This window comes from Agrobacterium sp. 5Ca50 (assembly GCF_055381905.1).
Genome location: NZ_AP026438.1, coordinates 2,404,478 through 2,422,924, shown reverse-complemented (window position 1 = coordinate 2,422,924; position 18,447 = coordinate 2,404,478). Strand labels below are relative to the sequence as shown.

The following is an 18,447-nucleotide window of genomic DNA, read 5'->3' as shown; positions in this document are numbered from 1 at the left end:
AAACCGTCTAAAAGATAAAACTTGACGGTATCAGTCATAAAATAATAAAGCCCCGGCAGTTTTTACCGGAGAGCAATTTCAATGCGCATTACAGGCAAATCAACTGTACTTGCAATGGGTCTTCTCGTGTCGAGCGTATGGCCGGCATTTGCAGACAAGGTCACCGTCAAGGACGTCACCGGCCGTGATGTTGAGGTGAATGTACCTGTCAAAAATGTCATTCTTGGCGAAGGCCGTCAGATCTATTTCCTTGCTGCTCTGGACAAGAACAACCCGTTTGAACACGTGGTTGGCTGGCGCGATGACCTGCCAAAGGCTGACCCTGAAACCTATGAGGCCTATCTGGCCAAATATCCTGACATCGCCAAGCTGCCGACTTTTGGTGGCATGAAGGATGGTACATTTGACATTGAGCAGGCAGTGGCGCTGAAGCCCGACGTCATCTTGATGAACATCGATGCCAAGACGGCAACGGAAGAAGCCGGTTACATCGAGAAGCTGGGCAAGGTTGGCATTCCGCTTGTATATGTCGACTTCCGTGAAAAGCCGATGGAAAACACCGAGCCAAGCATGCGCGTCATGGGCAAGCTGATGGGCAAGGAGCAACTGGCTGAAGACTTCATCAAGTTCCGCGCCGACAGCATCAAGAGTGTCACAGACGTTCTGGAAAAGAACAATCCGAAGAAGCCTGTTGTTTTCATCGAACGCGCAGGTGGTTATTCCGATGATTGCTGCATGTCTTTCGGCAACGAAAACTTTGGAAAGATGGTTGAGATTGCCGGTGGCATCAACATGGCCAAGGATATCATTCCCGGCACTTTCGGTACCGTTAATCCCGAACAGGTCATTGCTTCGAACCCTGACCAGATCATCGTGACGGGTGGTAAGTGGGACGCTTATGTTCCCGGTGGTAACTGGGTTGGTGTCGGTTATGGCGCTGATTTGAAAGAAGCCCGCCGCAAACTGGAAAACCTGACCAAGCGTCCGGCCTTTACCGGTGTGCAGGCGGTCAAGGATGGCAATGTCCACGCCATCTGGCACCAGTTCTACAACAATCCGTACCAGTTCGTTGCCATTCAGGAAATTGCCAAGTGGCTGCACCCTGACCTGTTCAAAGACCTGGACCCTGAAGCAACCTTCAAGGAGTTGCACGCACGTTTCCTGCCGTTGGATTACAAGCCCGGCTACTTCGTGTCGCTGAAGGACGCAGAGTAAAAAAGACGACTGACGGTGCATGGGGGTGTGCCGGTTGATCGACAGGCGAGGCTGCAAAATTGCAGCCTCGCCATTTCTGATTAAAGAGAGAGGGACCACCCATGCGGTTCAAGATGTTTCGCCATGTAACGGTGCTCGCCGTTTCGCTTCTGGCAATGCCGGCATTCGCTGCTGAAATTACCGATGTCACGGGACATACGGTCGAGATCGAGTTGCCCGCCAAGCGCGTGATAGTTGGTGAAGCCAGGCAGATCCACGTTATCGCTGCGCTGAAAGGTGATCAGACATTCGACAACATTGTCGGATGGCGCGATGACCTCATCAAAAAAGATCCTGATAGTTATACGGCCTATGTCGAAAAGTTTCCGGCATTGGCAGATTTGCCGCGTTTCGGCTACATCCCGCAAGGCGATTTCAGCCTCGAGACCGCAATTTCGCTGACACCTGACGTCATCACATTGAACCTTGAGGCTGAAAAGGGTGCCAAGGAAAGCGGCTTTGAAGAAAAGGCAGCGGCTGCCGGCATCAAGGTCATCTATCTTGATTTCCGAATTGACCCAAACAAGAACAGCGAAAAATCAATCCGTATTCTTGGCCAGCTTTTTGGTGCGGAACAGCGGGCAGAAGAATTCATTGCCTATCGCCGTGCAGAAATTGCCCGCGTCACCGACAGGCTGGCTGGCATCAAGGATCTGAAACGCCCTAATGTGTTCATCGAACGCTCGCCAGGTATCTCGGGTGAGAACACCTGCTGCCGCACATTTGGCCCCGCCAATTTCGGCGCGATGGTTGATCTGGCTGGCGGGCACAATGTAGCTGAGGGGATTATCAAGACCACCTTTGGTGACCTCAATCCCGAACAGCTCGTGGTGTCGGATCCTGCCCATGTCATCGTGACCGGTTCCAATTGGGCCGCTGAATCCGATATCAACCAGTTTGTCCCGCTCGGTCGTGGGGCCGACATGGTGGTGGCGCGCGAACGCCTTGCCAGTCTCATGACACGCACGCCATTCCCGAACCTGTCTGCCGTCAAGAACGGTCAGGTTCATGGTGTCTGGCACCAGTTTTATGGCGCGCCATATGAGTTCTTCCCAATCCAGCAATTTGCGAAGTGGTTCCACCCCGATATTTTTGCCGATCTGGACCCTGAGAAGAACTTTGAGGAATTTCACAAGAATTTCCTGCCGGTTACCTACAAACCGGGATATTTCGTCTCTCTTGAAAAAGGTTCGAACTGATGGCTTCCTTGAGTGAAACCGAGGTCAAAGTAACAGGGCGCGATCAATATCGCGCCCTTGCCGCGCGCAGGATTATCATTCTGGTGGGGTTGGTTGTTGCCCTGTGTCTCAGCCTTGCGGCAGACATGGCGCTTGGCCCGGCGCGTTATACCCTGTCGCAGGTTGTTGGTGCGATCCTTGATCCGGCTTCGGTCACTGACCAACTTCGTGTGGTTATCTGGGATATTCGTATGCCGATTGCCTTTATGGCCGTGACAGTCGGGGCATCGCTTTCGGTTGCCGGTGCGCAGATGCAGACCATACTGTCCAACCCGCTTGCCAGCCCGTTTACGCTTGGTATCTCGGCTGCGGCCAGCTTTGGTGCTGCCTTGGCACTGGTGGGTGGCGTGGCGATTTTTCCTGGTGCCGTACACTATATGGTGCCGATCAACGCGTTTCTGATGGCGATGCTGGCTGCAATGTTCATCCACTTCGCCTCGACCATGCGCGGTGTCAGTGTTGAGACCATCGTCCTTCTTGGGATTGCCTTGGTGTTCACCTTCAATGCGGCGCTGTCGCTGCTGGAATATCTGGCATCGGAACAGGCATTGGCCGCAGTTGTGTTCTGGACCATGGGTAGCCTGACCAAGGCAACATGGATGAAGGTCTATGTGACCGGTGGCATCATCGTGCTGACGGTGCCTTTGTTCATGAAAAACGCCTGGGCACTGACGGCTCTTCGTCTTGGTGACGACAAGGCTGCCAGCATGGGCGTCAATGTTCGTCGCCTGCGTTTGCAGACAATGCTGACCGTCAGCCTGCTGGCCGCCATTCCCGTGTCCTTTGTCGGGACCATCGGTTTTGTCGGTCTGGTTGGTCCGCATATCGCCAGAATGGTGGTGGGTGAGGACCAGCGCTTCTTCCTGCCCGGTTCGGTCATTTGCGGTGCACTGCTGTTGTCCGTGACCTCGGTTGTCAGCAAGATGCTTATTCCCGGCGCTATCCTGCCGATCGGTGTCATCACCGCGCTGGTTGGCGTTCCCTTCTTCTTCGTTCTGATCTTTTCCAACAGGAGGCGCGCATGGTAGCCCTTGCTCTCAAGGATGTCGGCGCGTCCTACGGTCGCGTTACCGTTCTTTCAAAGGTCGGCATCGACCTTTTGCAAAGTGGCAGTGTGACGGCGGTTATTGGACCAAACGCGGCTGGCAAATCGACACTGTTCAAGCGTATTGCGGGGCTCATTTCCGGCCCCGGCCTGGTGCAGCTTTCCGATACGGAACGGGGTGATCGCACCATATGTTACATGCCGCAGGATACCGGTGCGAACGCGGTTTTGACCGTGTACGAATCCATCCTGCTATCTGCCAAACAGGGTGGTGGCTGGCGTGTTCAGGACAGTGAGCTCAATGAGATCGATGCCATTTTAAAGGCATTGCGCATTGAAGATCTGGCGTTTCGTGGCCTCGGTGAACTTTCGGGTGGTCAGCGCCAGCTGGTATCGCTGGCGCAGGCGCTGGTGCGCAGGCCGGAAGTGCTGCTGATGGATGAGCCAACCTCAGCGTTAGACCTGCATCGCCAGATCGAAGTGCTGGGGTTCGTGGCCGATCTGGCCAAAAAGAATGGCATGATCGTGCTTATTGCACTGCACGACCTCAACCATGCGCTTCGTTACTGCGAGAGCACTATCGTTATTGCAAAAGGTGAGATGATCGTCAGCGGCAACACATCTGATGTGATCAATGCCGATATGCTACGAGATATCTACAAGATTGAGGCGCGTATCGAAAACTGCTCGCTGGGTCGCCCGCTGGTGATCGTGGACGGCGCGCTCTGAGACTTGGAGAACGCTTCCGGTTTCCTAGTGAAGCCGGAAGCCTTGTTTTTTACAGCTTCACCCAGGCGGCATTTTTCCGCGATGAAGCAACGCAAGCCTCAATGAAGGCCACGCCATTTACACCATCATCAACGGTTGGATAAACCACTGATTTGTCGACGCTCTTGCCGTTGCGCTTTGCCTCGATGGCATGGGCCGCTTCGGTGTAGATGGTGGCAAAGGCTTCCAGATATCCCTCGGGATGGCCGCCGGGAATGCGGGTGACGCGGGCTGCTGCCGCACCTGCACCGGCACCACCACGGGTAATCAACCGCTTTTCCTGACCAAAGGGTGTGAACCACAGACGGTTGGGATCTTCCTGGGCCCATTCCAGCCCGCCCTTGGTGCCGAAAACCCGCAGTTTCAGAGAGTTTTCATTGCCGGGAGCCACCTGGCTGCACCACAACATGCCTTTGGCACCGCCGGCAAAACGCAACATCACGTGGGCGTTGTCATCAACACGACGGCCTTCAACGAAGCTGTCGAGATCTGCGGCCAGACTATCCAGTGTCAGTCCGGTGACGAAGGAGGCCAGATTGAAGGCATGGGTGCCGATATCGCCCGTGGAGCCGCCAACGCCTGATTGTTTGGGGTCGGTACGCCATACCGCACCCTTGGCGCCGGTTGTTTCAAGCGCTTCGGTCAACCAGTCCTGCGCATATTCGACCTGAACGACACGCAGGTCGCCAAGCTCGCCGGCCGCTATCATTTCGCGGGCTTGCCGCACCATGGGGTAGCCCGTGTAATTGTGGGTGAGGATGAACAGCGCACCGCTTTCGTCAGCTGCCTTTTTCAGTTTTTTGGCGTCAGCGAGTGAAGAGGTGAGCGGTTTGTCGCAGATGACGTGAATGCCACGTTTGAGAAATTCGCGTGCCGCCTCGTAATGCACATTGTTCGGCGTGACGATCGCCACGGCTTCAATGCCGTTTTTCAGCCGGGCTTCGCGGATCGCCATATCCTTGTAACTGGAATAGACGCGGTCCGGGCTCAGGCCTAGTTCATGACCCGAGGCCACGGCCTTGTCAGGTGAGGAGGAGAGGGCGCCGGCCACCAGTTCAAAGCGGTTGTCCAGACGCGCTGCCATGCGGTGCACGCCGCCAATAAATGCACCGATACCGCCGCCGACCATGCCCAGAGGAATGCGGCTGGTGGCTGTTTCGGTCGTTTTTGCTTCAATAGTCATCGTGTTCCTCTTGGAGCTTTTTTACAGGCCCAACATGCGGCGGTTTGCGGCGTCATCGGTGCCACTGGAGGCAAAGTCGTCAAATGCCTTTTCAGTGACGCGGATGATATGGGCTTTGACGAATTCTGCGCCTTCGCGGGCACCATCTTCCGGATGTTTGAGTGCGCATTCCCACTCGACCACGGCCCAGCCATCAAAATCATTAGCAGCCATCTTGGAGAACACTGCACCGAAGTCCACCTGTCCGTCGCCCAGCGAACGAAAACGTCCGGCACGATTTACCCAGCCCTGATAACCGCCATAAACGCCCTGTCGGCCGGTGGGGTTGAACTCCGCATCCTTGACGTGGAACATCTTGATGCGGTCCTTGTAGATATCGATGTTGTCAAGATAATCGAGGCACTGCAGGACATAGTGCGAGGGGTCGTAGAGCATGTTGGCGCGAGGGTGGTTTTTCACCCGCTCCAGGAACATTTCAAATGTTACACCGTCATGCAGGTCTTCGCCGGGGTGGATCTCATAGGCGATATCGACACCCTGTTCATCGGCGTAGTTGAGAATTGGTGTCCAGCGTTTTGCCAGCTCGTCAAAGGCGGCTTCGACCAGGCCGGCTGGCCGTTGTGGCCATGGGTAGACAAAAGGCCAGGCTAGCGCCCCTGAAAATGTTGCATGGGCCTTGATACCCATATTGCGGGAGGCTTTCAGGGCCATCTTGACCTGTTCTACCGCCCATTGCTGGCGCGCCTTTGGATTGCCGCGCACTTCCGGCACTGCAAAACCGTCAAACGCTTCATCATAGGCCGGGTGAACGGCGACCAACTGTCCCTGCAAGTGGGTGGAAAGCTCCGTTACTTCGATGCCGTTCTGGCGGGCGACACCGGCAAATTCATCGCAATAGTCTTTCGATTCCGAGGCTTTTTTCAGATCGATCAACTGGCTTGCCCATGTGGGTACCTGCACGCCGATGTACCCTTTTTCGGCTGCCCATTTTGTAATGCCGTCCCAGGTGTTGAATGGGGCTGCATCGCCCGCGAACTGGCCGAGAAACAAGGCAGGTCCTTTGATCGTCTTCATAAATACCCTCCATTATCGAACATACAAAAACATAGGAATGGGGTGAATGCGCCCGCAGGCGGGCGCATTGCATTTGGCGATATCAGAACGGGGAATCCGGGAAGTAGAACTGCTCGGCATTGTCCTTGGTGATCAGGGTTGCGTCGAGAATGTATTCGCCGCTAACCGGAACCTGATCGTAGAAATGCGCGGCGGTCAGCTGCATGGCTGTTGCGACCATTGCAGGTGGGTAAAGCACGTCAACCGGTACGAGCTTGTCGCCATCCATAACGCGCTTGATCATGTCCTTGGAGCCCGCACCTGCAACCACGTATTGAATGTCGGTGCGTTTTGCCTGCTGGATTGCTTCGAGCACGCCAACCGCCATGTCGTCATCCTGACACCAGACCACGTCGATCTTCTTGTACTTGGTCAGGTAGTCCTGCATGACGCGGAAGGCATCGTCGCGGTTCCAGTTGCCGTATTGACGGTCGAGAACCTTGACGTTGGAACCGGCAATACCCTTGTCAAAACCGTCCTGACGCTGCTGGTCGATAGGGATTGGCATGCCTCTGATAACCACAACTTCGGCGTCAGGAGTTGTTGCCTTGATGTATTCACCGGCCACCTGGCCAAGTGCAGGGTTGTTACCGGCCACGTAGAGATCGCGGATGGTGTTGTCGTTGACACTTGGTGCACGGTCAACCAGGGCAACAAAGGTTTTCTTGTCCTTGATTTCCTTGATGGCGTTTGTCAGCGGATCCGGGTCGGTTGGCAGAACAACCAGCGCGTCCAGTCCCTGTACGGAAAGGTCTTGCAGGGCGTTGGCTTGGCTGGCTGGGTCAGCGGAGGTCTTTACGATGACGTTGAGACCAGGGTGTTCCTGCATCAGCAGCTTGGCGACACGTTCTGCATGATACACCACACCGGCTGTCCAGCCGTGGTCGGCTGCCGGAATGGAAACGCCGATGGTGACTTTTTTGTCCTGAGCATGCACGGATCCGGCAAATGATGCCGCCAGTGCTGCAAACGCGATGCCTAATATTTTCGTTCGCATGATCTTTCTCCCAAAAGATTGCGGGGCACGTCTCCTCCTCAACCAGGCTCGCCCCAACGGCCCGGCCAATCCTGCTATTTGCGGGTCAAGGATCTCTGGACCAGCATGGCAATGATAATGATGGCCCCCTGAATGGCCCCAATCAGATATTCGCTGACGAAGTTGGACAGCAGCATGATGTTGCCGACGATCTCAAGAATGAAAGCGCCACAAACGGTACCCCATATGCGGCCGACACCTCCACGTAGCGCCGTACCACCCACGACCACGGCAGTAATGGCCTGCAATTCCCACAACATGCCCGTTGTTGCAGAGGTCGAGCCAAGGCGTGGCACGTAAAGAAGTACCGCAACTGCGACGCACAGACCCTGCACGACATAAGCAATGGTGCGAACCCGGTTGACGGAAATACCGGAGTAACGGGCGACGTCTTCACTGGAGCCAACAGCAATGACATGGCGGCCATAACGGGTGCGGTAGAGCACGAATGCGGCGATCGCAGCGGTGATGAAAATGACCAGAACGGGAACCGGAACGCCAAACACCGTGCCGAAATAGACCGGGCGGTACATGGCCTGAATTTCCGAGTTGCGCAGGGTGATTGCGCCACCTTGCGACAGCCATGTCGTCAAACCGCGATAGATGCCCATCGTACCAAGTGTTGCGATGAACGGCTCAATGCGCCCGATCGTTGTGATGAGACCATTAGCAAGGCCACACATCGCGCCAATGACCAGCGCCAGCACCATGGCTGTCAGCAACATCCATGTCGGATCGGCTATCGTGCCGCTATTGATGAACAGGATCATCAGGCTGGCGACAAAGGCCACCATGGATCCTACGGAAAGATCAAGCCCACCAGCCGAAATCACATAGGTTGCGCCAAGTGCGATAATCGCGATGAAGGCGCTGCGGGTGATGACGTTGAGCAGGTTGTCGATGCCGATGAAGTTGGGGTTGGCAATGGTGCCGAGCACCAGCAAAAGCGCCAGCGCGACAAAGGGCGCGACAGCGCGTAAATCCCAGTCTTTCGAGGTTTTGGGTGCCTTGGTTTTTTCGGCAGCGGCGTCTGTCATTCAATCCCCCTTAAGCAACTTTTTCAGAGCTGACGCCTGTTGCCAGCACAACGATTTCATGTTCCGTCATTGCATCGCCTGTCACTTCACCTGCGATGTGGCCGGAGCGCATGACAACGATGCGGTCGCAGATGCCGATCAGCTCCGGCATTTCCGATGAAACGACGATCACCGATTTTCCCTGTTCGGCCAGCCCGACGATGAAGCGGTAGATCTGTTCCTTTGTGCCGATGTCGATGCCGCGTGTCGGCTCATCGATGATGACGATGGATGGATTGAGCATCATCATTTTTGCCAGCAACAGTTTTTGCTGGTTGCCGCCGGAAAGCTGACCTGCCAGTAAATCCTTGCGGCCCGTCCGGATATCGAAGTCACGGATAGCGTCGTCCAATGCTTGCCGTTCCTTGCGGGCATCAATCTGCAGGCCGCTGACGAAATGTCTGAGTGAGGCGAGGGTAAGGTTGATGCGCAGGTCCTTACCGAGCAGCAAGCCTTTGCCCTTGCGATCTTCACTCAGGTAAACAATGCCTGCTTTCAGGCTTTCCTGTGCGTCACGAAAGCGTGCCGGGTTGCCATTATGCCGGATAGTGCCGCTTGCAGGCCGCAGACCAACAACACCCTCCATCAGTTCTGTGCGGCCCGCGCCGACCAGCCCGGCAAAGCCGAGAATTTCACCCTTTTGCAGTTTGAAACTGGCGTCGGTGACGTAGCCTGGTACGGTGAAGTTATCGACTTCCAGCACCGGTTCCCGTGCGGCCGCTGTTTTGCGATCCGGATAGAGCTTGGAAACATCGCGCCCCACCATCAGTCGAGCCATATCTGCCGGGTTGAGTGACGCGGCGTCATGGGTGCCGATCAGGCGACCGTCGCGTAGGACGGTGACGCGATCGGCAATCTCCTTCACCTCCGGCAAACGGTGCGAAATATAGAGAACGGCGACACCCTTGGCCTTGATGTCACGGATGACAGCCAGCAGTGCATCGGTTTCGACAGGGGAGAGTGAGGCGGTTGGCTCATCGAAAATAACCAGACGGTGCGGCACCAGAAGAACACGGGCGATCTGCACCAACTGCCTTTGGGCAATCGATAGACGACCAACGATGGCATCCGGATCGATAACTGCGCCAAGATCACGGATCGCCTTGGCAGCACCTTCGCGCATGGCGGTATCATCAACGATCGGGCCACGGGTCAACTCGCGGCCAAGGTAGATATTCTGTGCAACGGTCAAATCCGGTGCCAGCAGGATTTCCTGATGGACCAGCACGACGCCGTGGTTTTCAGCATCCACAGGGCCGGCGAATGTAACCGGTTTCTTGTCAATGCGCAGTTCGCCGTTTGTAGGGCGTTCATTTCCGGCGAACAACTTCATCAATGTCGATTTGCCAGCGCCATTCTCGCCAATGATGGCGTGCACTTCCCCGGCATAAACCTGAAGATTTATGTCGTGCAAAACCTGTACGGGGCCGAAAGACTTGTTGAGTGAGGCGGCTTCGAGAATTAAAGACGCGGAATCTTTGCCCTGCGCCGTCATAGGGCGCTTCCCACAGGCTGCATGTCTGAAAAGGCCGCCAGCAACAAGCTGTGCGTCCACCGGTTTTCTGGCTGCACGTGAACTCCTCCCAAAGCTCCGGCTCGGTGGCATTTTTCATGCTCACCATGACCTTATGTAAGGCTAGCCTTCATTGTGAGGTACGTAAAGCAAATTCGTTCGAATAACGCTTTTCGTGAACATCAAAAGAGAGAAGTCATGTCAAAATTCGCTCTTTGAGTGTTTTAGTAATCCGCGCCGGAGGCCGCAGCTCTGGCGCTGCGGGCGTTGGCAAGACCCAATACAGCATCGCGGTTGCCGGTCGCTGCAACGCTTTCGAAAATCTGGATCGCGTCGGCATAGCGTTTCATGTTGAGGTAGGAATACCCTCTGATGACCATAAGGTCGGTGCGTTCCGTGGCAAAACGCGACCGTTGATCCAACATGATCAGCGCTTCAGGGTAACGGCCGTTGCGATAGGCCGCCAGCGCGCGATCAGTCAGGATTGCGACCTGCAATTCTGTTGCCTTGCCTTTGTCCATGCCGCCCTTGGCAGCAGAGACAGCGGCATTGTCGGTTAGGCCCATGCGCAGGTAAGCAAGGCTTTGGCCGTAAGCGGCATCACTGCGAATATTGGACTGGTCGCTGCGCAAGGCCGATTCAAAGGCTTTGAGAGCTTCTGCCGGCCGATTGGCCTCCATCAGGCACCAACCCTGTTGCAAGGCAGTTTGCGATGACAGATTTTGCGGACGGCTGGTGAGGTTGCAGCCACGCTGTTGCGGGGATCCACCTCGATCGGCGGCAACGGCACGGGGTTGTCTAGGGACAATTGCCGCGGCTGGTCGCGTGTCAACAGGCGCCTGCGCGGCAGGTGCCGTGGAATATGCCTGGGGATAGACCGTCCGCGGCGCGGTATTGACCGCCTGAACCTGACCAAGCTGGGCAATACGCTCTGAGCGACCTGCCCATTCCTGTTGAATGCGACGGGTTTCTGGCAGATTGGCAAGTTCGTAGTTGGTCAATGCCAGACCATAGGCAGATGGTTCGTCATCAGCCTTCCAACCGAGGGCCGTTGTAAACCACTGAATGGCGAGTTGTGGTTGCTGGAAAGCGCGGGCATACCAACCAAATTCCTGGGCGGTTGCCGGGTCTTTCGCCTTGACGGTTTCCTCGCCAATGCGTTTCAGAACCTCGGCATCCAGGGGAACAGGCGGTTCGAGCGCCAGCAGGTTGGCGGTTGCTGCCAGATAGGTCTTGTGAGCATCGTCAGATGCATCACGCCACTCATACATGATCTCCTCGGCTTCCTGCGGTTTGTCACGTGCAAGAAGAGCAAGCGCCAGACCCTGAGAGGCTGATGCCGAATTTTCCTTGTCGTGTGCTTTGCGGAACCATTTTTCTGCGTCGGTGACGTTTTCCCGCATAATGTAGTACCAGCCAAGCAACAGATCATCGCTGGCCAGCCCATCGGTTTCCGCAAGACGTTCCAAGCGACTTACATAGGTCGGAGCGACGGTGAGTTTTGCGTCCGTGCCGCCATTGGCGACAAACTGGCGGGCAAGATCATTCTTGACCGGTTCGAATTCAAGTGTTCCGTCTGCCTTGGTTTTTTCCTGCGCCAGCAGCTCCTCGGTCATGGCGGGCGGCAGCAAAGCGGCGGCCTTCTGTACGGTTGCCAGGCGTTCATTTTCCTGCGTGCAATTGGTCAACACATACATGTAGGCATCGCGGGCGCGATTATCGCGATTGGTTTGAGCGAAGGCTTCAGCAACGCGCCACAACGTATCGACCTCGCTGCAGGTCAAAAGGCCGGAGTTGGCAGCCGCCACCTCAATTACTGTCGCATATTGTTTGAGGTTGGATGCATTGACTAGTTTGATGCGGGCCTCTGCCATGTCAAGCATCTCGAGCAGGTTGGCCGGAGGCTGCCAACCGGCCTCAGCCTGCTGACGATCGACAATTGCCTTGCGAACTTCCGCGTAACGCGCCTCGGAATAGAGCTTCCACATGTTTTCAAGCTGTGGATCACCGACCGGTGGTACAGCAAGCGGGTTTTCTGGTGGAACCCAGTTGGGATAAAGCGACTTCAGGCGGGCGATTTCGGCGTTCAGACGGGCCGTGTCGCCCTGCGTGGCAAAGTAACGCAATGCGCTTTCGTCCACCTGCGGCACAGCAGTGGCTGCTGGCTGCGGTGCGGTGTTGGTCTGCGGGACACGTGCCTGTGCGGTTTGCTGCGCTGGCAGATCATTTGTTAGCTGTGCCACTTCAATCGGTCTCTGGCTATTGTCAGGCACATTGTAGGACGCAGGTGCTGTTGATGGCGTTGGCTGCAACGCCAGCAGCCCGCTTTGCGCAGGCTTGCCATGTACGCCTGTTACCTGGCCCATGATTTCGCTTCGCCATTCGACGGCGACAAAACCGACTGCGGCCAGAAGAGCGGTGGAGACGAGAAGTGGCGTGGTTTTCATAGGCACTCCCGATGTGTCTGCGTCGCTGCGGACAGGGCCAGCAGGTGCAGGGTCGAGGGATAATAAAGGGTTGGGCTAAAGCTGCGCAGATCTTCGGGGATCTTGGTGCCATTGGCTGCACAGGCAGCAATGGCCGCAACCATACGGTAACCGGGGTCGGACAACGTGTCCTTCACCGCATTCTGCCTGAGATCAATCGTTGCAATATTGCCGTTGTCTGCACTCATGCCGGTCAGCAGCCGGTTATAAAGGGCGGCGCTGCCTGCCTTTGCCTGGGCAAGGTAAAGCGGGATGCGAACGGCATTGTAACCGAACTCAGGGGCAAAACCTTCGGCCGGTTGGGGCCTACGCTTCATGGACACCCAGTCGGCCGGCAATTTGCGATCACCGAAAGAGAAGCTGTCTAGCAGCGCGACGCCATCATTTGTCAATGCCTGCCACACGGGTGAGGGCGACAGGGCATCAAACACCGGAAAGGCTTCGAAAATCAGGTAGGATGGATTGATCACAGGTCCATCAGTCCGATCATCCGAAGAAAACCCTTCGACTGCAGGCAAAAGCAATGTGCGGCCAGCGTTCTGGATCACGGCCTTTTGTGCAATCGTGTCAATGATGGTGCGTGCTATCTGCTGGTAATCCGGGCGGCTCCATTGCTGTCCCGCCAAAGCCAGCGCGTAGGCGATCAGGATATCGCCGTCGGTTGCATTGTTGATGTCGGTGATATGCGGATTTGCCTGAGGATCCCATTTCCAGGCCGCCAAACCATCATCGCGTACCAGCAGTTCGGTTTTGGTGAAGGACCAGATGAGCTCAAAATCTGCCGGATTATCAGCCAGCACCGACAACCACATGCCATAACCCTGGCCTTCGCTGTGGCTGATGTTGCCATTGCCGGTATCAATGATACGGCCGCTATTTTCCAGGAAAGCGCTCTTATACGCGCTCCATGCCGGTGCATCGATTGTTGCGGCAAAGGATTTGGCGGGAAGGGTGGCCATCAGAGCAAATCCGGCGATACGCAATGCGCGCAAGATCGAGGGCGTCATTTGCGTCTCCCCATCATGCGCAGCATGGCCGTGGTGATCACGCCCAAAAGGCAGAGAAAACCAACAAAGGCCAGCGAATAGGAAAGGACATTGGTGGAAAGCCAGTTGGCAGCAATCAAACGCCAGTTTGATAACGAGAATTCGCGCGTCACATAAAAACGCGGCTGCTGAACGGGTATGCTCTGCACTGTGTCGGTTGCGGCATCATAGGTGGTGACGCGACCTGCCACCTTGCGCCAGCGGGTTTCCTCGGAAATGGCGGCCATGCCGGTGCGCAAATCACTGGAATTTGGTGCTGTCGCCATGGTCCATACACCGTCACCGGACGGGCTCAAGCCCTGTGCCAGCATGAAGGAGACATTGGCTGGTGGAGAATAGGATTCTTCCGCAGATGGCAGGAAGCGCAGTGTATCCGGACTGATGTCAAAGTTGCGCTTCATCCACTCCTCGAATGAAGAAATCTGACCTTGCCATTTGCCGTTGTTAACCTTGCGACGCCAGTCATCAAACATCACTTCGGTATCGTCGCCATTCTGGTTGGCGCCTTGGCCTCCAAGCCAGGAGACCTGGCTTGACGGTGTGATGTTGAATTGGGCAAGCAATGCCTGCTGCATTTGGGAGACGGTGCCAACGAAAATTGCATCCCGGTCGCCGACTGCCGAGGCCGAGGCCACAGTTTCAACCGGAACAGGATGACCGGCAGACATGGCGAGGCGGCTGACCAGCGTTGCTGCCGTCGACAGGCTGTCGCTATCGGCACGATCCAGAGAAATTGCGACAGGGCTGTTGTCTGCACGGTAAGGCTGGCCGACGCCACTGGTAGCAGCGAGATCAGGTTTTTTGCCAAGAAGCGCAAAGTTCGGCATGTAAAATTCGGACGTATCGAACAACGCAAATCTCGGCGTTGCGCTCGCCGTAGCACCAGGCAGGCAGGCCTTGTCCGCCTCAGTCAACAACACTGCTTCCATCGAAATGGCGTTGGCGCCGGGGACGAAGTGACGAAGCGTCAGATTGATCGGCAAATGACGGAATATACCGCCGCCATTGTTGGAGATCGGTACCGTGGACGCAATATTGCCGTTGACGTAGATGTTGATCTGGCTGCCGGGCAGTACTTCATCCGAATAGGCGGCGTCGAGCAGCAAGGTTGCTTCGCCATAGGCATCTGCAAAAAAGTCTGAGGGAACGCCGATCATGAAGTCGGTCTGGAAACGTCGTCCGGAAAACTCGCTGCTTTGAATGCCAAGTTCTGAAAAGGCAATTCGACGATCACTCATTACTAATGGCGTATCGGGCCCGTGCCATGCCTTTGTATAAAGCGTGCTTCTGACCGATCCGGCAGGGCGTTCCATGGCCGTGAACAATGTGTCGATTGCCGATTGCACAGCCTGTGGTGTCGGCCCGGTGACAAGCAGAGGCGCATAGGCGCGGTTGGCATCCATTTCGAAACCGGAATACGCCGCAGCCAGGGCTTCCGGCGGCAGTTCTCCAGCCAATGGTGCAATTTCGCGTGTGGTGCCTACGACAACGGTCAAGGTGCCGGGAGGCTGGGTCGCCGGCATTTCTGTTGTCACAACAACATTCTGGTTCGGCATTTGGGTGCGCAATGCAAGTGCCTGTGACAGGCGCAGCAATTGGTCGGAAAATGCCGGGTTGGACAGTGTGGGCGCCACGATGATGATCGTGGTTACGCCGGAGGCATCAAGGCCGGTTGCGCTGATGTCATCGATACTTTGTATGCGATTGGCGACATCGGCTCCGAAGTTGATGTAGGTCTCAGCGGGATTGATGTCTGTCCACAGATCATAGGTCGATTGTGCGGTGCAGTCAGTGCGGTGTCGCTGCTGTGCAGCGAAGGCGATGACATTTGCTCCCGCCTGCAAGGTGCCGGGAGGAATTGGCATCGAGGCGCTGCCTTCACCATCCGGCGAAGAAATTGGGCTGGGTGGCAGCATGGTGTTGTTGATGCGCACGCTCAGGTTAGAGCTTTCAGGCGCCACCACGATCGAGTTCTGGTAACCGATCCGAAGGGATGTTGCCGTCTGTGCCTGTTCCGGCGTCAGATAGATTGTCCATTGCTTGCGTTCGGTCTCACCGGAAAGGCTAAGACTTTTAAACGGCAATAGAAAACGTTTGCGGTCATCAACAGCTGCCGCAGTTGAAGGTCTGGCCGGTGGCTGTTGTGTTGCCTGATTGCTGGCCGGTTGTTGTACCGTAGCTGGCGCGGCGGGTGCGGGCTGCTGATATGTGGGTTGCGGTGCAACCGGTGGCCGCACAGGCTGTGTTGATACCTGTGGTGTTGCAGCTGGCGGTGCCACACGTGTTGCAGGTGGAGCGACAGGTGGCGCAGCCGGAGTAGGAGCAAGTGGCGGAGTGACCGCTGGTGGTGCGGCAGCTGGCGGGTTGGCTGGACGCTCGCCGGTCATGTCAAACGGGTTTGACTGCGCATAGGCAAATGTTGAAACGGAGGCCAGCAGAAGTGCGCAAACAAGACGGTGCTTCATTGTTTGCCACCCTTCGCACCGGCTGCCGGTGCTTGTGGTTCACCCCGCATGCCGCGGAACAGGTAATAGAGCCCGCGGTTGGTCTGATAAAGTGCAATGGTCATGAACGACAAGGTGCCGCGGATCAGGCCAGGATTGGACCGCCGGGCGCGCTGGAAAGCCGTCCACTGTTCGGAGTTGGCGAAAATCAGATCGGCGATCAGGCGATGGTCCTGTGCCTGCTGAGGCGCAAAGGTTGCGCCGATCGAAGTGTAACCATCGTTTTTGGTGGTGCGCACAACATTGATGGTCATGGTCGTTGGCACGCCATCTGCATAGGGCTTGATACGGATGGTGGCCGTTGAGTTCTTTTCAACCGTTGGCGGATTGCGATCAAAGATGTTGATCAGCAGACCATGAACCGAAACGTTGTCGATGATAGCGGGGTGCCATACATCGCTATCGCCAATTTGCAGGTCACAGCGGCGTTTGACTGTGATGCGACGCGAGGCCGAACGTTCACCGCGCTCGGAGACAACGCCCAGTGCGCAGCCGGCAAAGATGAGGTTGAGCAGGTTCCAGCCACCCACCACCAGCGTGACGTCGGCCTTGTAGGGCTCGGCATAGATGCGATAGATCGCAAAGGCCATCGCCACCAGCAGTACGCCAAAGATGACGAAGAACGGTCGACTGATTTCCGACAGGCGGCTTTGTTTGATGGACTCGTCCTTGGCCGTTACCTTGAAGGTAGGTTTGCTTGGATTGAAGATCACCGAGACCACGGCCGGCAGCAGATGGACGGTCTGCACATATTCATAGAGTTCGGAAATCCACGGCCATCGGAAATTGCCGTAGAGGTAGTTCTGCATCATCAGGTTCACCAGCATGTAGGCTGCGGTGTAGGCAAGGAACTCGCCACCCGATGCGACAAAGATCTGCAGATCGAAAAACAGGTAGAACAGCGGCGCGAACAGGAAGATGGTGCGCGGGAATGGGAACAGCCAGAACAGCGTTGACGACATATAGCACAGGCGCTGGGTGAGGCTGAGGCCGCGCCGGAACAGTGGCTGACGGAAGATCAGGATCTGCATCATGCCCTGTGCCCAGCGGCTGCGCTGGCCAATGAAGCTGGCAAAGGTGGCTGGCTGCAAGCCAGCAATCAGCGGCTTGTCGACATAAATACTGTTCCAGCCGCGCGAATGCAGGGCAAGCGCGGTTTCACAGTCTTCGGTGATGCTGACACCGCTGAAGCCATCGGTATCGGCAAGGGCGGTGCGACGCAGGACCGCCGCCGATCCGCAGAAGAATGCGCCGTTCCACTTGTCGAGACCACGCTGGATAATGCCGTAAAACATCTCGTTTTCACTTGGCATTGTCTCGAACGTATTGAGGTTACGTTCAATCGGGTCCGGATTGATAAAGAAGTGTGGTGTCTGCACCAGAAACAGCTTCGGGTCGCTTTCGAAGTAGCCAACGGTTTCGCGCAGAAAGTCACGGGCGGGGGCGTGGTCGGCGTCGAACACTGTCACCAGTTCGCCGGTCGAATGGGCAAGGCCGTTGTTGAGGTTACCTGCCTTGGCGTGTTCGTTGCGGGCACGGGTCAGGTAACGCACATCGAGATCCGCGCATAATTTCTGCAATTCCTCGTGACGGCGCAAGGCGGCCTGTGCATCTGGAATATTGTTGGAATTACGCTTCTGTTCGGTGCCGCCATCATCCAGCAGCCAGACGGTAAACTTGTCGGCCGGGTAGTCCATATTGCGGGCTGCGGCCAGTGTATTGGCCAGCAGTTCCGAATCCTCATTATAGGTTGGAACGAACACGTCTACCGTTGGCAGATAGTCTTCCGAACCGGGTCTGGAGGTACGCGACGGCAATGGCATCGAGACGATGACAAGGCTAAGGCCGAGCATCAGCACGCTGTACATTTCTGCGAGATAAAGCAGGAAACCCGGAATGAAGTTTTCAAGCTGATTGACCGGAGGCAAGGTACTGGTGGTGCGCCAGTAAACATAACGCAGTACGATGGCCGTGCCGAAGGCAAGGCCAATCAACCGCCAGCGGCCAGTGCCATCCAGCGTCTTGATCGTGCCAAGAAGGATAATCGAGATTGCGGTGGCGATAAGGTGTGTTTGAAGGCTCACCGGCAAGGTAATGATGGTCAGTACGCAGACCGATGTCAGCAACCAGACTAGGATGGTAATGGCCTTGCTCATCGGCGACCTTCTGTTTCGCATGCTCTTTT

13 protein-coding genes are annotated in these 18,447 nt (G+C 56.1%); 4 read left to right on the top strand and 9 right to left on the bottom strand.

Annotated elements, in window-relative coordinates; all coding sequences use genetic code 11:
* Nucleotides 1-81 precede the first annotated feature (81 nt).
* The 4 genes from ACZ5FM_RS11790 (at nt 82) to ACZ5FM_RS11775 (ending at nt 4,266) form a co-directional block, all read left to right on the top strand.
* Nucleotides 82-1,215, top strand: a complete 1,134-nt coding sequence (locus ACZ5FM_RS11790) for an ABC transporter substrate-binding protein (protein WP_464038759.1) — start codon at nt 82-84, stop codon at nt 1,213-1,215.
* 101 nt (nt 1,216-1,316) lie between these two features.
* On the top strand, nt 1,317-2,453 hold the full coding sequence (locus tag ACZ5FM_RS11785; protein ID WP_464038758.1) for an ABC transporter substrate-binding protein: 1,137 nt from the start codon (nt 1,317-1,319) through the stop codon (nt 2,451-2,453).
* Nucleotides 2,453-3,520, top strand: a complete 1,068-nt coding sequence (locus ACZ5FM_RS11780) for a FecCD family ABC transporter permease (RefSeq protein WP_464038757.1) — start codon at nt 2,453-2,455, stop codon at nt 3,518-3,520. The genes ACZ5FM_RS11785 and ACZ5FM_RS11780 overlap by 1 nt, the downstream gene beginning before the upstream one ends.
* The gene (locus ACZ5FM_RS11775) at nt 3,514-4,266 is read left to right on the top strand and encodes an ABC transporter ATP-binding protein (RefSeq protein WP_192488293.1); all 753 of its coding nucleotides are present in this window, start codon (nt 3,514-3,516) and stop codon (nt 4,264-4,266) included. Before ACZ5FM_RS11780 ends, ACZ5FM_RS11775 begins: the two co-directional genes overlap by 7 nt.
* 49 nt (nt 4,267-4,315) lie before the next feature.
* Here ACZ5FM_RS11775 and ACZ5FM_RS11770 read toward each other — a convergent pair whose 3' ends face one another.
* The 9 genes from ACZ5FM_RS11770 to bcsA form a co-directional block, all read right to left on the bottom strand.
* Nucleotides 4,316-5,488: a Gfo/Idh/MocA family protein gene (locus ACZ5FM_RS11770; protein ID WP_464038756.1), complete on the bottom strand. Its 1,173-nt coding sequence runs from the start codon at nt 5,486-5,488 to the stop codon at nt 4,316-4,318.
* A 21-nt stretch (nt 5,489-5,509) separates the two neighbouring features.
* Nucleotides 5,510-6,562 (bottom strand): sugar phosphate isomerase/epimerase family protein, encoded by a 1,053-nt coding sequence (locus ACZ5FM_RS11765; protein ID WP_464038755.1) that lies wholly within the window; start codon nt 6,560-6,562, stop codon nt 5,510-5,512.
* Between the two features lie 82 nt (nt 6,563-6,644).
* Nucleotides 6,645-7,598, bottom strand: a complete 954-nt coding sequence (locus tag ACZ5FM_RS11760; protein WP_250982046.1) for a substrate-binding domain-containing protein — start codon at nt 7,596-7,598, stop codon at nt 6,645-6,647.
* A 74-nt stretch (nt 7,599-7,672) separates the two neighbouring features.
* A complete protein-coding gene (locus ACZ5FM_RS11755) occupies nt 7,673-8,674 on the bottom strand; it encodes an ABC transporter permease (RefSeq protein ID WP_464038754.1) in 1,002 nt (333 codons plus the stop codon).
* 10 nt (nt 8,675-8,684) lie between these two features.
* The gene (locus ACZ5FM_RS11750; RefSeq protein WP_464038753.1) at nt 8,685-10,208 is read right to left on the bottom strand and encodes a sugar ABC transporter ATP-binding protein; all 1,524 of its coding nucleotides are present in this window, start codon (nt 10,206-10,208) and stop codon (nt 8,685-8,687) included.
* Nucleotides 10,209-10,450: 242 nt separating this feature from the next.
* Nucleotides 10,451-12,673: a tetratricopeptide repeat protein gene (locus ACZ5FM_RS11745; protein WP_464038752.1), complete on the bottom strand. Its 2,223-nt coding sequence runs from the start codon at nt 12,671-12,673 to the stop codon at nt 10,451-10,453.
* Nucleotides 12,670-13,719, bottom strand: coding sequence for a glycosyl hydrolase family 8 (locus ACZ5FM_RS11740; RefSeq protein WP_464038751.1), 1,050 nt, complete (start codon nt 13,717-13,719; stop codon nt 12,670-12,672). The genes ACZ5FM_RS11745 and ACZ5FM_RS11740 overlap by 4 nt, the downstream gene beginning before the upstream one ends.
* Nucleotides 13,716-16,223, bottom strand: coding sequence for a cellulose biosynthesis cyclic di-GMP-binding regulatory protein BcsB (locus ACZ5FM_RS11735; RefSeq protein WP_464038750.1), 2,508 nt, complete (start codon nt 16,221-16,223; stop codon nt 13,716-13,718). The genes ACZ5FM_RS11740 and ACZ5FM_RS11735 overlap by 4 nt, the downstream gene beginning before the upstream one ends.
* Nucleotides 16,220-18,418 carry a UDP-forming cellulose synthase catalytic subunit gene (gene bcsA, locus ACZ5FM_RS11730; RefSeq protein WP_464038749.1) on the bottom strand — a complete coding sequence of 733 codons (2,199 nt, stop codon included), beginning with the start codon at nt 18,416-18,418 and terminating at the stop codon, nt 16,220-16,222. The genes ACZ5FM_RS11735 and bcsA overlap by 4 nt, the downstream gene beginning before the upstream one ends.
* Between the last annotated feature and the right edge of the window lie 29 nt (nt 18,419-18,447).

Excerpts from the sequence above, each read along its gene's own strand:
- ACZ5FM_RS11790 (WP_464038759.1), top strand. The coding sequence starts at position 82 with ATGCGCATTACAGGCAAATCAACTGTACTTGCAATGGGTCTTCTCGTG.
- ACZ5FM_RS11785 (WP_464038758.1), top strand. The coding sequence starts at position 1,317 with ATGCGGTTCAAGATGTTTCGCCATGTAACGGTGCTCGCCGTTTCGCTT.
- ACZ5FM_RS11780 (WP_464038757.1), top strand. The coding sequence starts at position 2,453 with ATGGCTTCCTTGAGTGAAACCGAGGTCAAAGTAACAGGGCGCGATCAA.
- ACZ5FM_RS11775 (WP_192488293.1), top strand. The coding sequence starts at position 3,514 with ATGGTAGCCCTTGCTCTCAAGGATGTCGGCGCGTCCTACGGTCGCGTT.
- ACZ5FM_RS11770 (WP_464038756.1), bottom strand. The coding sequence starts at position 5,488 with ATGACTATTGAAGCAAAAACGACCGAAACAGCCACCAGCCGCATTCCT.
- ACZ5FM_RS11765 (WP_464038755.1), bottom strand. The coding sequence starts at position 6,562 with ATGAAGACGATCAAAGGACCTGCCTTGTTTCTCGGCCAGTTCGCGGGC.
- ACZ5FM_RS11760 (WP_250982046.1), bottom strand. The coding sequence starts at position 7,598 with ATGCGAACGAAAATATTAGGCATCGCGTTTGCAGCACTGGCGGCATCA.
- ACZ5FM_RS11755 (WP_464038754.1), bottom strand. The coding sequence starts at position 8,674 with ATGACAGACGCCGCTGCCGAAAAAACCAAGGCACCCAAAACCTCGAAA.
- ACZ5FM_RS11750 (WP_464038753.1), bottom strand. The coding sequence starts at position 10,208 with ATGACGGCGCAGGGCAAAGATTCCGCGTCTTTAATTCTCGAAGCCGCC.
- ACZ5FM_RS11745 (WP_464038752.1), bottom strand. The coding sequence starts at position 12,673 with ATGAAAACCACGCCACTTCTCGTCTCCACCGCTCTTCTGGCCGCAGTC.
- ACZ5FM_RS11740 (WP_464038751.1), bottom strand. The coding sequence starts at position 13,719 with ATGACGCCCTCGATCTTGCGCGCATTGCGTATCGCCGGATTTGCTCTG.
- ACZ5FM_RS11735 (WP_464038750.1), bottom strand. The coding sequence starts at position 16,223 with ATGAAGCACCGTCTTGTTTGCGCACTTCTGCTGGCCTCCGTTTCAACA.
- bcsA (WP_464038749.1), bottom strand. The coding sequence starts at position 18,418 with ATGAGCAAGGCCATTACCATCCTAGTCTGGTTGCTGACATCGGTCTGC.